The following is a 14,364-nucleotide window of genomic DNA, read 5'->3' as shown; positions in this document are numbered from 1 at the left end:
AAAACGAGACAACTATGAGCAATGAAGTAATGACAAGAAACAGCGAGTGGATGAACCACATCGTGAACCACCTCAACCGAATGGTTGACAATTTTGAACGTGCCGTGATGAACTACCGCCCCATGCTTGGCGGTGAGCGCTTCATGACGGACAAGGAGCTTTGCGCCAGGCTGCAACTGAGCCGAAGAACCCTGCAGGACTACCGAAACAACGGTGTCATCCCGTATATCCAGCTTGGCGGAAAGATACTCTACCGCGAGTCCGACATTCAGAAGATTCTGATGGCTAACTATCGTGAGGCGTACCGAATGAAGGGCTTGTAGGAGAAATACACGTCCTTGATGAGTGGGGTGAAATGAACAAGGCGACAACGTATAACTTACCGAGTGTGGCTGTTATAGGTTGTCGCCTCGTTTTATTGGCTATACCGAGTTGTTCGTGTTTGCCGGGTATCATTTGTGTTACCTGTATAAATCTAATACCATGCTAAAACACACTGCGGTGGTTCGCCCAAGTGGCTGGAGGCGCAAAGCCTCCAAGGAACGTTGCTTTATGGCAGGTCTATGCCATTGCATTCTCTGTAAAGATACAGACCAGTTTAGTGCGGCTTGTCTGTCTGTCGATGACGGACTGCATGATGAACTCCCGAAAGGCTCTGCTCTCAATGCTGTCAATACGGAAGGCTACCGCAATGACGAGTTCAAGGCTATACACATCATAGCTGATGCGGTCGTTCTTCCAGACATGACGGCGTACACCCTGCTCTTTCAGGATGCCGTCCTTGAATACAGCCTTGACAGCCTTGCGCACATAGCAGCCGAACACATTATACATGTCGGCAATCTCCTGCATGGTCATCCATACAGTATCGGTCGGCATGGATACCGTTCCGCTCTCGCTGATAGTTATAACTCCTCTGTTCATTTTCCAATAGTTTTTTCGTTCGATAATCTGTTCCTTTCTCGCTTGGCAATAAGCTTATCCATGTCGTTTGAAATCTTCTGCTCCGTCACCTGCGCATAGACCTGTGTGCTTGTAATGTCTGCGTGTCCCATCATCTTGGCTATGCTGCCGATGGGAATGTCCTCGTTGAGCATCAAGACTCCGAATGTATGGCGGCTGGCGTGGAATCCCAACTTATTACTTATGCCAAGCACCATTCCAAGGGTATGCACATCAAGATAGATGTCTTTCTTCTCACCCAGTGGAAAAACAGGCTTGCTGTCGTCCGTGGTATTGTAGAGCGAAAGAATCTTCTCGGCTATCGGATGGAGCGGCACGAAGAACTCCACGCCTGTCTTCTCTCTTTCCTTGCGGATGAACTTCCTGCCATCGGAGTTCTCACTGATATGGTGAGGGTACAGTTTCTTTACATCTATATAGGATAAGGAGGTGAGCGAGGCAAAAATGAAACATCTGCGTGCAAGCTCCGTTCGCTCGTCAGCCATCGGGGTAGAGAGCATCTTGATGAAGTCTGCCTTGCTGATATGGGTCATCTTCGGGGCTGCCTTCTTCTCATACTCTATCTTGGCTATGGGATTGAAGCGGATAATGCTCCTGTCCACTGCCTTGTACATCAACATGTTCAGCCAGAGAAGGCAATGGTTCACGTAGCTGTCGATACGTCCCTGGTCTCGTTTCAGGAATAGCTTGTATTCCTCCCCGAAATTCTCGTCTATGTCCTCAAAGGCGATGTCGTCCTTATCCAACGAATGGACAAAGGCTCTCAGGTTCTTCTGCCATGTCCGCTTGTGCAGAAAGGTTTGTCTGGCTTTTGAGGTTCGATACCATTCCACGATGGTATCACCAAAGTTCAGCAAGAACCTTCCTGTCGTGTCCTTGTCCTTCAACACTGCCTTCAGCATTTCCACGGTGATGATGCCATTGGCGGTAAGAAGTGAGTTGTATTTATCCTTGACCTCAGCAAGGAAACTTGCCAATCGTCCGTTGTCCCTTGCGTTCCGTACCTCTCCCTTCTTGGCGTTCCACTCCTGTGGGGTACAGGATATGCCTGTGGAAATGGCTGCACTTTTGCCGTCAACGGTGATGCGGCAAAGTATGTTGGCTGTTCCGTCTGCCTTCACCTTCTGTCTGTTGATGTAAGGCAAAATTGAAAATGTACTTCTGCTCATAGTTGTTGTCCTTATAATATAATAATGTAGTTGAAACTGTAAAAAGAAAAGTTGAAAGCCCTGTTCATAATGCGAGAATAAAGTCCTTCTCGGTTGCAGCGATGAACTTGTCCATGTCCTCAAACAGCTTCTTTTGGGTTACTCTCGCATACCGCTGTGTCATCTTCACATCCTTGTGACCGAGCATCTTGCAGATGGTCTCCATCGGCACACCAGCCTCCAGCGTAATGAGGCTGGCGAACGAGTGTCGTCCCGAATGGTAGGAATAGGTCTTGCTCGTTTCCGCCAACTTGCAGATGGTGATGAGATCGATACGAACACGATTCGTGCTCAGCAATGGGAAAAGGGTATCTCTTGCCCCGTCCTCGTATTTCGCCATCAGCTCCAACGCCTCGGGCAGGAGTTTCACCCTGGCAAGTGTTCCGGTCTTCTTACGGTTATAGATGAGCCATTTGTCGCCATCCTCCAACACCTTGACATTGGCTTTCGTAATGGAAACGGTGTCTATGAAGGCTGTTCCTGCATAGCAGGCGAAAAGAAACAGGTCACGGCTAACGGATAGTCTCGGCTTGTCTTCGGGCAGTTCCACATCACGGATTTTTATGAAATCAGACATGCTGAGAGCCTTGGGTGTCGTAACCTTTGGAGTGCCAACCCGATAATGGGCGAACAGCAGGTTCTTGCACAAGCCTCGCTCAAAGGCGATGCGGCACATCTTCTTGAAGAGCGACACATAGATGGTGATGGTTCCTGATGAAAAGCCTTTCTCGTCAAGCAAGTAATGGTGAAAATCACTGATGAAAGGCTCGGTCAGCTGTCCGAAAGCCAAATCAGTCAACCTATACTTCGCCCCGATGAACTCAGCGAGATTCCTGCGAATCTTTCTGTAAGTCCAGACACTGCTCTTCGACATATCGATGCCCTCATGGGTGCTGAGTTCGCTGATATGCTCGTCCACGAAGGAGAGAAGTGTGGTCTGTGTCTTGACGCTGCCCTGCAAGGCCTCCTTGACATCCTTAGCCTCGAAGTCCGTTCTCTTTTCCACAAGCACATCGAAAGCCTTTTGGATGGAAAGCAACAACTGCTCGATGTCCTTGTTGGTTTCCACGGCTTCCTTGCTCTTGCCCTCCAATCGGCTGGCACGAGGATTCCAAAGCGATGGAGTGCAAGACAACTTGCAGGAGAACTGCGCCATAGTCCTGTTCACCGTGATGCGTCCCATGATGGGAGCTTTTCCGTTCTTGTCCATTCCGCTCTTTTTTAGGTAGAGCAACACCTTGAATTTTTCGATTTTCATAACGCTTACATTTTGAGTGTGCAAATATAATCATTTTGTAAGCGTTCCTTGATACGCAAAACATTGAGAATCAGCGCAATAAAATCCATTGATGCACAAAGTTGCCTTTCCGCATTGTTACCTGATTTGCATAGGTAACTGTGGCTCACGATTTAGTAACTGAACTACTTCAATATTCCTCACTCGCTTGCTTTATGTCGATTTGGCAACTTTGTGCAAATCTGCTCATTCCCAACTGTTTACGTTCCAACCTCTCTTATTCTCCTTTGGCTGCTTTAGAGCTTTATGTTAGCACAGCAAAACCAATGGTTCAGCAATCACGTGAGCGGAAGCAATGGAACCCGAAGCGGCGTGTTCAGCCTCTTCTTCGGATTATCCTGCTATTACTGGGAGAGTTTCGACCCTGCCCATATCCAGCCGCTCTTCATCAAGCGCCTGCAGGAACTGGGATACGAGATACAGACCTATCCTAGTGCCACCTTTGCCGACCCGCCATTCGGGAGAGTCATCTTTGGTGGGGTGCCAGGCATCCATACCGAGACGAAAGGCAATACGCCGCTGGAGCGAGATACAAGGATAGCAGAGGAATTCATCAGCGATTCGCAGCAGCATAAGAAGAGCGGGAAGCCATTCTTCTCATTCCTTTTCTTCGACCTGCCTCATAGCTTTGGACTCCCTGCCGACAAGAATAAGCGTTTCCAGCCGGCTTGGGCGTATGCCGACTATACCAAACTCAGCAACGATATGGATCCTACTCCTTTCTGGAATATGTATCGCAACTGCTGCTATCAGGACGACCTGCTGCTGGGCCGCATCTTCGAGACCCTGAAGAAAGAGGGACTGATGGATAACACCATCATCATTCTTTCGGGCGACCACAGTCAGGAGTTCAATGAGAACCATAATAATTACTGGGGACATAACGGCAACTTCTCCAAAGCCCAGATTGGCGTGCCTATGATTTGGCATGTTCCTGGCGCAAAGCCTCAGAAGTTTATGCATCGCACCACTCATTATGATGTGGTTCCGACATTGATGAAGAATCATCTGGGCATAAAGAACAATCCTGCCGATTATTCAATGGGCAGAATGATGACAGATAAGACGCCTAGACTATGGCATGTAGTAGGCAGCAATCTGAACTATGCCTTCATCATCAACAACGACACCATCCTGGAAAAGACAGCCGATGGTGCCTTGGATGTTTATGATGCCCACATGAATCCAGTGAAGAACTATCGTCTGCCAGCCAAGCAGTTCGACCAGGCTATCAAGCAGCTCAACAGGTTCTTTAAGTAACAATAAGATGCCAGCCCAAATGCTGGCATCTTATCTTTGATAAAGTTTCATAAATAAATGCCACTAGCATATCGACTTTCAAGAATATTTCGTAACTTTGTACTCCGTCAGTGCAAAAAGTAAAGAACTATGGTAAGAGAAAGAAAAAAGCGAATCTATCGCAAGCGAATACCTTATGGTATGCAGAATTTTGAGGATGTGATTGAAAGGGATTGCTACTATGTAGACAAGACTCCTTTCATCGAGGAAATTGAAGACTCTAATATGTACTTCTTCTATATACGCCCTCGCCGATTCGGCAAGAGCCTTACCCTCTCCATGCTTGAAAATTACTATGACATCAACAAGAAAGACAAGTTTGATGAAATTTTTGGCAAGCTCTATATTGGTGAGAATCCAACTCCCGAACATAATAGTTATCTCATCATCCATCTCAACTTTGCCATTATTGTAGGCGGATTAGACGACTACAAGCATGGTATGGACAATTATTGCAGGACGCAGTTTAATTACTTCGTGGATGTATATTCGCATCTCTTACCAGAAGGTACCAAGGAAGGCCTCAACCAACAGGAAGATGCCGTCAACCAATTAAACTATCTTTGCACCCAAAGCAAAAAATCTGGTCAGAAGATTTATCTCTTCATTGACGAGTACGACCACTTCACCAACCAGATTCTCGCACACAAGGAGCATGAACAGAGATACCGCATACAGACCCATGGCGAAGGATATCTCAGAAAATTCTTCGATACCATCAAGGGAGCAGCAGGCGATACTTTGGCACGTGTCTTCGTAACAGGCGTTAGCCCTGTAACGATGGATGACCTGACAAGCGGATTCAATATCGGCACCAATTACTCCCTGGCTCCGGAATTCAATGAGATGACAGGATTCACAGAGGATGAAGTAAGAGATATGCTGGGCTACTATTCCAGCGTATTGCCGTTCAATCACAGCGTGGATGAACTCATCAAGGTGATGAAGCCATGGTATGACAACTATTGCTTTGCCGAAGAGGAGTACGGAAAAACTACAATGTACAATTCTGTGATGGTACTTAACTTCTTAGACAAGTACATCCGCAACAACTACGACATTCCTAAGAATATGGTAGAGAGCAATGTACGCATCGACTATGACAAGGTACGCATGCTTATCCGTCATGACAAGGAATTTGCTCACGATGCCAGCATCATCCAGCAGTTGGTAACCCAAGGATTCGTCACAGGTAAGCTCGTGGAAAACTTCCCTGCCGAGCGCATCAACGACCCAGACAACTTCCTGAGTCTGCTCTTCTATTTCGGCATGGTAACGATAGATGGCACATACGATGGTAGCACCAAGTTCATTATCCCTAATGAGGTGGTGCGCGACCAGATGTATACCTATCTCTTGGATACCTACAAGGAAAATGATTTGACCTATGATAGTTACAACAAGGGAAAGCTGGAGGCTCAACTAGCATATCATGGCAACTACAAGGCATACTTTGAGTTCATCGCCGACAGCCTGAAGCGTTACTCTTCTCAGCGTGATAAGCAGAAGGGAGAAGCATTCGTGCATGGTTTCACCTTGGCGATGACCAGCCAAAACCAGTTCTATCGCCCTATCTCAGAGCTAGACAACGATGGCGGCTATGCCGACATCTTCCTCTCTCCGCTCTGCGACATCTACAAGGACATGGTGGATAGTTACATCATCGAACTGAAATACTGCAAGACCAATACCGCCGATGAGCAGCTGCAAGTTCTCTTCAAGGAAGCCTCTGCCCAAATTTGCCGCTATGCCAATAGCGACATCGTCAAGGAGTCGGTCAAGACCACTAAGCTCCACAAACTTGTAGTTATCTACCGAGGAGCAGAAATGGTAATGTGCGAGGAAGTAACGGAAGAATAAGGCTCAGGAGAGGTTGTCTTATCCACGGACAATCTCTCCTGAGCCTAAATTACGTTAACTTCCACACTCTTCTCTTCAGCCACAACGCCAAGATAGGGTCACTCATTTCCAGATGCTTCGGGGCTGATATCGTAATCAGATCTTTCACCATCAAGGACTTCTTTAGGCGGGTTACATTGGCGGCAGTACCCAGGCGATAGGTTTCCAATATTGCCGTCTGCGTGAAACCGGTATGTACTCCATTGGTGATGGCATGAAGGAAATTCATCTGATAGGCAGAAAGGTCTTCAGTCTGCTGGATAAACAAAGGCTCGCTGGCATCCAGCAACCGGTCTATTCCATATTTCAAGTCCTCTTCTGTTGCTACAGAATCATCCTGTACTCGCAACCATACAAACCATGCCAACTGCTGTACATAAGAAGAATACCTGTCTGTTACCTGACAGATTTCACGAGCCAACTCTTCCGAGATATGCTTGCCGGTAGATTCGAAACGCTGACAGATATACTCCACCCAGTCATTCTCGCTTATCTTGTTCAGATAGAAGAAATCTCCAAAGCGATAAAATGGGTAACTGGCATTCTGGAACATCTGTTCCATCATGTGCTTCTTGCTTCCATAAAGGCAGTAAGAAACATGGCTCTGTAATTGCCATACGCTACGGAGCTTCTTCTGGAAGGTCAATGAATCAGGGAAATCGCCTATCTACTGAAAATCATCGATGCAGACTACGATATGACAACCTTTAGACCGAGCTATCATTTCCGGAAGTCTCAAAACCTCTTCGGTAGTATTGTTACCTGCATTATACTCCAACGCCAAAGAGGAATCAGTCGAAGTAGCCCGAACCACGGCCGTGGCAAAAGCATTGATAAAATCATTCTCAGAGCGACAGCCGAAGGCATCTATACGAGCTATCCTGATGTCTTCGCTCTCTACAAGCGAACACACCTTATCCACCAATGAAGTCTTACCCATACGACGAGGCGAAATCAATATCGTATTCACTCCATACGTAAAGTTCGCCTTCAGGCGTTCTGTTTCCTCTTTACGGTCGGTAAAGGAATCTCCCTCCACACGAACACCGAACACAAACGGAGCTTCTTTACTTTTTCTCATAATTACTACCTTATTTTATACTATACAGCTTTTCTTCTGCAAAGATAGCAAAAAAAAACAAATTAAACAAGGTTGTTTAAAACAATGTTGTTTAAAGCCATCTTTTTTTGCAGAAACAGCAATTCTTCGTCTGATAAAAATATAGTTTCATAAATTATACCCTAGGGTATAATACCTTTGGGTATAATTTTGTAACTTTGCAGAGAATAAACTTCAAGTCCCTGAAGAATAGAAAAGCCATATAAACAGTTAATCCCCCATCACGCAGCCAAAGCGTGGTGGGGGATTACCGTTTCTGATAATATCGTTTTTTTATTGCTGATGTCGCTCAATATACTCCGCTGCCTGGATATTCGAGAACACATAGTTCTTCAAATCCTGGAACTTAGACTCCTGCTTCGTTTCCTTCAGATTGCCATTCGGCAACACATCATAGCAGAAACTGCGGTTCATCGACGGATTATAAACGAAGCAACGCTGATGGTCTCTTGCCACAATCTGGTTGTCTGCCGAATAGAACACCATCGGGCGCTGCTGCTTCAGCAGATCCACGCCGAAGCCCTCGTACTCATAATTCAGATTCATCAGGCCGAAAAGCGTAGGCATTACATCTACCTGCATACCCAAACCGGCATACTGCTGCTGCGGAACACCCGGACCGAAAATGATGAGCGGAATGTGGTTGTACGACTGAGGCAACTCGCCCTCGCTCTTACCCACCAGCTTGCCATGGTCTGCCTGAATCACGAATATCGTATTCTTATACCAAGGCTCCCGACTTGCCTTCTTCAGAAAGTCGCCTATCGCCCAGTCGGCATACTCCACAATTTGCGTTTCCTTCTCCTTGGTCTTCGGCTTGAAGAAATCAGGAATGATATATGGCGGATGATTGCTCACGGTGAGGATGGTAGCCATGAAAGGCTTGCCCGTCTTTGCCTTCTGGTTGATGGTGTTGAGGGCATAGCCCATCTCGAAATGGTCGCTCACGCCAAAGCTGTTCACCACCTCGCTCTTAGGATAGTTCTCCTGAGAGAAGATGTCATCATAGCCATTGGTCTGGAAGAAGGCCTTCATGTTGTCATACTGCGCCTCGTGGGTCATGAAGAACATGTTCTCGTAGCCATACTGCTTCAACACCGTGGCGATACCCTTGCGGCGCGGAGTCACCGTTCCCTTCATCAGGTTTCGGAACATGAGAGCAGGGAAACTGTAGAGCGTAGCCGTCATGCCATGGTTGGTATGGATGCCGGCACTATAAAAGTGGGTGAACGCCAGGGAATGATGATAGAGCGAATCGAGCGTTGGGGTGAGCGGCTGCTGATTGCCGAAAGTGCCCAGCAGGTTTGCCGACATAGACTCCATCAATATCACCACTACGTTAGGATGATTTTTCTTTGCAAGAGAAGTATTTGCATTCTTCGCAAACGAATGCCCCGCCTTCATCACCAGGGAATCGTTCACCACCTCACGCTTCAGAATATTCGTGCTATCCACCTTTCCCGTGATACCCAGCCACTGGCGGGTATTCGTAATGGCCTCAGCGTATGGCATGAGATGCAGTTCCTTGTTCTCCTTGCGCATATCGTCGAGCGCCGAAGTAAGGAGATTGAATGCCGGGTTGATGCCGAGCTGGTTGAGGAATGAATCCTCGCAATAGTAAGCCTGGCTCACCTTGATAGGATTATAGCCCATTCTGCCACGGATGCCGAAAAGGCAGGCGCCTACCAGAGCCAGGGAAATGAGGAAACGGCTGACTACCAGCACCAGGTACATATTGTCCTTAGGCAACAGGAAGAGCCCCTCGAAATAGCGGCGCAAGCGGACGAGCGCATAGATAAACGCCCCCGTGAACACGAAATAGAGGGCGATATAGAGCCAGTAGGAAGACTCCTGCAAAAGCATGCCCGATGTGGTGGCCACATAGCCGAACCACCCGAAGATGCTGGAATTGATGTTCTTGAAGAAATACTGGAAATAAGGGGTATTGGCTGCCGAAGGCATGAAGGCGATGGCAAACCATGCCGCATACCAGATGTTGATGCCACGCAGCAAACGGCGATGACACCACCCCAGACTGGCTGCTACAAGGAGCACAGCCACAGGCAATACCGAAATATAACAAGCAATGACATTGTCGAACCATACACCCTTGACAAACGCCATCACCCTACTCGCCTCTGCATCTACTATCATGCCATGCAGGGCGATGAATTCTACCAATCTGAAAAGAGTCATCACCAGCAATGCCAATACATGCACCGAAAGGAGATACCCCAAAGCCTTAAAATATCGTTTCATCTTTATCCTATTTTAGAAATCGGGTGCAAAGTTAATAATTATATCCCAATAAATGCAAAAAATCCTGCCTTATTCTGTCTATAAACAAATAATTATATGTAACTTTGCAGCCAAAATAACATAATAAGACTTCGATAAGACATGAACATCAAGTACAACAAAGCCCTATGGCTCATCATCATCCTGGCTATCGTGATGATGATTCCATTCCTCGGACTCTCTGATTTCAATACCAAGGGAGAGCCGCGCGAAGCTGTGGTTGCCTACACCATGCTGGAACACGGCAACTGGATTCTGCCCATCAACAATGGTGGCGATATCCCTTACAAACCACCATTCTTTCACTGGTGCATCGCCTTCTTCAGCCTCATCGCCGGCCACGTGAATGAATATACTTCGCGTCTTCCATCCGCCGTATCGCTGGTATTGATGACCATTGGCGGCTTCGTATTCTATGCCAAGCGAAAGGATACACAGACCAGCCTCATCGCAGCCATCCTCACGCTCACCGCCTTCGAGGTGCACCGTGCGGGCATGAACTGCCGTGTGGATATGGTGAACTCTGCCCTGATGGTGGGAGCCATGTATCTGCTCTACCGATGGTGGGAGAAGGGAAAGCACCAGCTGCCTTGGCTCGCCATCCTTTGCATGAGCGGTGCAACGCTGACCAAGGGGCCTATAGGCATCATCCTGCCATGCTTCGTGATGGGCGTATTCATGCTTACCCAGCGCGAGAACTTCTGGGGCATCGTATGGCGCATGGCTCTAACCGCCCTACTCTCGCTCATCATCCCATTCTGCTGGTACTATGCAGCCTATCTGCAAGGTGGCGACGAGTTCCTGCGACTGGTGAAGGAAGAGAACATCGACCGATTCATGGGTAAGATGGCATACGAATCGCATGAGAACCCGGCGTGGTACAATCTGCTTACGCTTGTAATGGGCTGGTTGCCTTACACCTTATTATTATTGTTCTCGCTCTTCATCCTGCCATGGAAGAAGTTCTCGAAGACCCGATTCCTGGAGAATGCGAAGAAGGCTACTCCGCTGCAGGTGTTCACCTGGCTCGCCTTTCTTCTGGTGCTCTTCTTCTACTGCATCCCTAAGAGCAAGCGCAGCGTCTATCTGCTGCCATGCTATCCGTTCATGGCTTATCTCATCGCTGAATACATCGTTTGGATGATGAAGGAGAAGATGGGAGCCATCAAGGTATATGCCGGTGTGATTGCCTCGCTGGCAGTTATCCTTGTGATTGCTACGCTTGTTATACGAGCAGGCGGCATACCAGATACCATTTTCCATGGCAAGCATGCTGCCGACAACATCGCCATGCTCCATGCAATAGGGGAATCTACTCATGGTATCCTATTCTACGTATGCTATATGTTTCTTATAATAGGAGCTTATCAGATATTCAAGGCACTCAAGAAAAAAGAGACAAGCCAAATGATGAAATATACATTGGTGATGATTATCGCAATTTTCATCACACTCGACTCCACCCTGCAGCCTGCCGTGCTCAACACGAAGGCAGATAAGCATCTGGCGCCGGTTATCGAAAAGAAGTTTGATACCAGCAAGCTCTACTCTTATATGTCGGTAGATATGCTGCACTTCTTCAGCCTAAACTTCTACCTGGGCGATAAGATCCAGCAGTTTGACAAGGTGCTGCCACAGGATGGCGTACTGATGATTCCGGAAGAAGACATGCCTGATTTCCTGAAGAAATATGGCAAGGACTATACCTTCCAGAAGGTTTGGGAAGTAAAGAAAACGGTGGAATGGCACAGCAAGGTAGGCTTCTACAAATTTGTGAAGACAAGTGCCAATATCGCACAGAACAGATAAACAAAGATTAGTGATTAGATACAAAAATGAGGGTGTGTCATAAGTCCATGACACACCCTCATTTTTGTATCTGAATAATTATACTCTTTCTTCTATAAAATATCGAGGACGGCGCTTTACCTCGGTATAAATCTTGCCGATATAGACGCCCGTGATGCCTACACCCGTGGTGATGATGCCACCGATAAACCACATGGAAACAAGCAAGGAGGTCCAGCCCTGGATGGTCTTGCCCTGGAAATGCTCCACCAAGGCAAAGATAATCATGATGAAGGCTACTAAAGTCATCGCCAAGCCCAGGAAAGTGATAAACTTCAATGGTGCCACGGAAAACGAGGTGATGCCATCGATACTGAAGCTCAGCATCTTGGTGAGCGGATACTTGCTCTCACCTGCCTCGCGTGCCTTGCGGTCGTAATAGACGAATCCCTCACGGAAGCCCAACTGGCGGACGATGGATCTGAGGAAGAGATTGCGCTCGGGATACTGCATCAGCGCCTTCAGCGTGCGGTTGGTCATCATGCGGAAATCGGCATGATTATACACCGTATCCTTATCCACGCTCTGCATCAGCTTATAGAAAGCCTGGGCGGTGAATCGCTTGAAGAAGGTATCGGTCTTGCGCTCCTTACGCACACCATAGATAATATCCTTGCCTTCCTGCACCTGGCGCACCATGTCTATGATTACATTCTCATCGTCCTGCAAATCGGCATCGATGCTTACCATCGCATCGCAATGATCCACAGCCGCCTCCATTCCTGCCCAGAGGGCATTCTGATGGCCGCGGTTATGGGATAACTTGATGCCATGCACATACCTGTGCTCCCTGGCAGCATCCGAAATCATCTGCCAGGTATGGTCACGACTTCCGTCGTCAACAAGGAGCAATCCCGTGTCGGCGTCAGTCTCTTTCTTGATGTTTTTTATCAGATTGCCAAGCACCTCCAGGGTTTTCGGCAACACTTCTTCCTCGTTGTAACAAGGAATCACTATTAATACTTTCATACCTTCTTCCTCTTTCACGATACTTAATCCATATAGTTTGCAAAGATACGAAAAACTATCAGAAACGCCAAATTATTTGAAGACTATCTTGTTCCTGAATTTTCCGATACCTTGAAATTCTTTTATGATTCCTTCCAAACTCTTCTCTTGAGCCACAATGCTAAAATAGGGTCACTCATTTCCAAATGTTTAGGGGCAGGTATCGTAATCAGATCTTTCACCATCAAGGACTTCTTAAGGCGAGTTACATTGGCAGCAGTACCTAGGCGATAGGTTTCCAATATTGCCGTCTGCGTGAAACCAGTATGTACTCCATTGGTAATGGCATGCAGGAAATTCATCTGATAGGCAGAAAGGTCTTCGGTCTGCTGGATAAACAAGGGTTCACAAGCATCCAGCAACCGGTCTATTCCATATTTCAAATCCTCTTCTGTAGCTACAGAATCATCTTGCACTCGCAACCATACAAACCATGCCAACTGCTGTACATAAGAAGAATATCGGTCTGTTACCTGACAGATTTCACGAGCCAACTCTTCCGAGATATGCTTGCCAGTAGATTCGAAACGTTGACAGATATACTCCACCCAGTCTTTCTCGCTAATCTTATTCAGATAGAAGAAATCACCAAAACGATAGAATGGATAACTGGCATTCTGGAACATCTGTTCCATCATGTGTTTCTTGCTACCATAAAGGCAGTAAGAAACATGGCTCTGTAATTGCCATACGCTACGGAGCTTCTTCTGGAAGGTCAAGGAATCAGGGAAATCGCCTATCTGCTGAAATTCATCGATGCAGACTACGATATGACAACCTTTAGACCGAGCTATCATTTCCGGAAGTCTCAAAGCCTCTTCGGTAGTATTGTTACCTGCATTATACTCCAACGCCAAAGAGAAATCAGTCAAAGGATCTTGTCCTATACTGATTTTCGGAACAAAACGGCTCAAGAACACCTTGGCATTCTCCATCCATTCTTCCCATTTTGAAGAAGTAGCCCGAACCACAGCCGTGGCAAAAGCATTGATAAAATCATTCTCAGAGCGACAGCCAAAGGCATCTATACGAGCTATCCTGATGTCTTCGCTCTCTACAAGCGAACACACCTTATCCACCAATGAAGTCTTACCCATACGACGAGGTGAAATCAAAATCGTATTCACTCCATACGTAAAGTTCGCCTTCAGGCGTTCTGTTTCCTCTCTACGGTCGGTAAAGGAATCTCCCTCCACACGAACACCGAACACAAACGGAGCTTCTTTACTTTTTCTCATAATCACTACCTTATTTTATACTATACAGCTTTTCTTCTGCAAAGAAAATGCAAACGAGCGCAATGAAAGCTTGCTTTCAAATTGCCGAGTGCAGCTTTTCTTCTGCAAAGATAGCAAAAAAAAACAAATTAAACAAGGTTGTTTAAAACAATGTTGTTTAAAGCCATCTTTTTTTGCAGAAACAGC

10 protein-coding genes and 1 pseudogene are annotated in these 14,364 nt (G+C 46.9%); 4 read left to right on the top strand and 7 right to left on the bottom strand.

Annotated elements, in window-relative coordinates; genetic code table 11:
• The first annotated feature begins 14 nt into the window (after positions 1–14).
• Complete coding sequence (locus tag KUA49_RS01425) at positions 15–323, top strand: helix-turn-helix domain-containing protein (protein WP_008145366.1); 309 nt, start codon at positions 15–17, stop codon at positions 321–323.
• Positions 324–561: 238 nt separating this feature from the next.
• Here the strand turns inward: KUA49_RS01425 and KUA49_RS01420 are convergent, their stop codons facing one another.
• From KUA49_RS01420 to KUA49_RS01410, 3 genes are all read right to left on the bottom strand, one after another.
• Positions 562–924, bottom strand: a complete 363-nt coding sequence (locus KUA49_RS01420) for a hypothetical protein (protein WP_318331652.1) — start codon at positions 922–924, stop codon at positions 562–564.
• Positions 921–2,132, bottom strand: coding sequence for a site-specific integrase (locus KUA49_RS01415; protein ID WP_318331651.1), 1,212 nt, complete (start codon positions 2,130–2,132; stop codon positions 921–923). Before KUA49_RS01415 ends, KUA49_RS01420 begins: the two co-directional genes overlap by 4 nt.
• A 64-nt stretch (positions 2,133–2,196) precedes the next feature.
• Positions 2,197–3,429 (bottom strand): site-specific integrase, encoded by a 1,233-nt coding sequence (locus KUA49_RS01410; protein WP_318331650.1) that lies wholly within the window; start codon positions 3,427–3,429, stop codon positions 2,197–2,199.
• 285 nt (positions 3,430–3,714) lie between these two features.
• Here KUA49_RS01410 and KUA49_RS01405 point away from each other — a divergent pair, with 285 nt between their 5' ends.
• Positions 3,715–4,728, top strand: a complete 1,014-nt coding sequence (locus KUA49_RS01405) for a sulfatase-like hydrolase/transferase (protein WP_256624897.1) — start codon at positions 3,715–3,717, stop codon at positions 4,726–4,728.
• Between the two features lie 129 nt (positions 4,729–4,857).
• The gene (locus tag KUA49_RS01400; protein ID WP_218413236.1) at positions 4,858–6,627 is read left to right on the top strand and encodes an ATP-binding protein; all 1,770 of its coding nucleotides are present in this window, start codon (positions 4,858–4,860) and stop codon (positions 6,625–6,627) included.
• Between the two features lie 49 nt (positions 6,628–6,676).
• Here the strand turns inward: KUA49_RS01400 and KUA49_RS01395 are convergent.
• A pseudogene (locus tag KUA49_RS01395) lies at positions 6,677–7,747 on the bottom strand (AAA family ATPase).
• Between the two features lie 312 nt (positions 7,748–8,059).
• Positions 8,060–10,045 (bottom strand): LTA synthase family protein, encoded by a 1,986-nt coding sequence (locus tag KUA49_RS01390; protein ID WP_218413235.1) that lies wholly within the window; start codon positions 10,043–10,045, stop codon positions 8,060–8,062.
• A gap of 141 nt (positions 10,046–10,186) precedes the next feature.
• Between KUA49_RS01390 and KUA49_RS01385 the strand changes: the two genes are divergently transcribed.
• On the top strand, positions 10,187–11,893 hold the full coding sequence (locus tag KUA49_RS01385) for an ArnT family glycosyltransferase (RefSeq protein ID WP_218413234.1): 1,707 nt from the start codon (positions 10,187–10,189) through the stop codon (positions 11,891–11,893).
• Between the two features lie 78 nt (positions 11,894–11,971).
• On the opposite strand, the gene KUA49_RS01380 is transcribed toward KUA49_RS01385, so the two are convergent.
• Together KUA49_RS01380 and KUA49_RS01375 are read right to left on the bottom strand one after the other, a co-directional pair.
• A complete protein-coding gene (locus KUA49_RS01380; protein ID WP_218413233.1) occupies positions 11,972–12,901 on the bottom strand; it encodes a glycosyltransferase family 2 protein in 930 nt (309 codons plus the stop codon).
• 122 nt (positions 12,902–13,023) lie between these two features.
• Positions 13,024–14,178, bottom strand: a complete 1,155-nt coding sequence (locus KUA49_RS01375; protein ID WP_218413232.1) for an AAA family ATPase — start codon at positions 14,176–14,178, stop codon at positions 13,024–13,026.
• Positions 14,179–14,364: the final 186 nt, after the last annotated feature.

It is taken from the genome of Segatella copri (assembly GCF_019249655.2).
Classification (GTDB): domain Bacteria; phylum Bacteroidota; class Bacteroidia; order Bacteroidales; family Bacteroidaceae; genus Prevotella.
Note: the sequence above shows the minus strand (reverse complement) of the source record. Positions and strands in the feature narration are given on the sequence as shown.

Bases quoted from the DNA above. Each gene is read 5' to 3' on its own strand.
- KUA49_RS01425 (WP_008145366.1), top strand. From the start codon at position 15: ATGAGCAATGAAGTAATGACAAGAAACAGCGAGTGGATGAACCACATC.
- KUA49_RS01420 (WP_318331652.1), bottom strand. From the start codon at position 924: ATGAACAGAGGAGTTATAACTATCAGCGAGAGCGGAACGGTATCCATG.
- KUA49_RS01415 (WP_318331651.1), bottom strand. From the start codon at position 2,132: ATGAGCAGAAGTACATTTTCAATTTTGCCTTACATCAACAGACAGAAG.
- KUA49_RS01410 (WP_318331650.1), bottom strand. From the start codon at position 3,429: ATGAAAATCGAAAAATTCAAGGTGTTGCTCTACCTAAAAAAGAGCGGA.
- KUA49_RS01405 (WP_256624897.1), top strand. From the start codon at position 3,715: ATGTTAGCACAGCAAAACCAATGGTTCAGCAATCACGTGAGCGGAAGC.
- KUA49_RS01400 (WP_218413236.1), top strand. From the start codon at position 4,858: ATGGTAAGAGAAAGAAAAAAGCGAATCTATCGCAAGCGAATACCTTAT.
- KUA49_RS01390 (WP_218413235.1), bottom strand. From the start codon at position 10,045: ATGAAACGATATTTTAAGGCTTTGGGGTATCTCCTTTCGGTGCATGTA.
- KUA49_RS01385 (WP_218413234.1), top strand. From the start codon at position 10,187: ATGAACATCAAGTACAACAAAGCCCTATGGCTCATCATCATCCTGGCT.
- KUA49_RS01380 (WP_218413233.1), bottom strand. From the start codon at position 12,901: ATGAAAGTATTAATAGTGATTCCTTGTTACAACGAGGAAGAAGTGTTG.
- KUA49_RS01375 (WP_218413232.1), bottom strand. From the start codon at position 14,178: ATGAGAAAAAGTAAAGAAGCTCCGTTTGTGTTCGGTGTTCGTGTGGAG.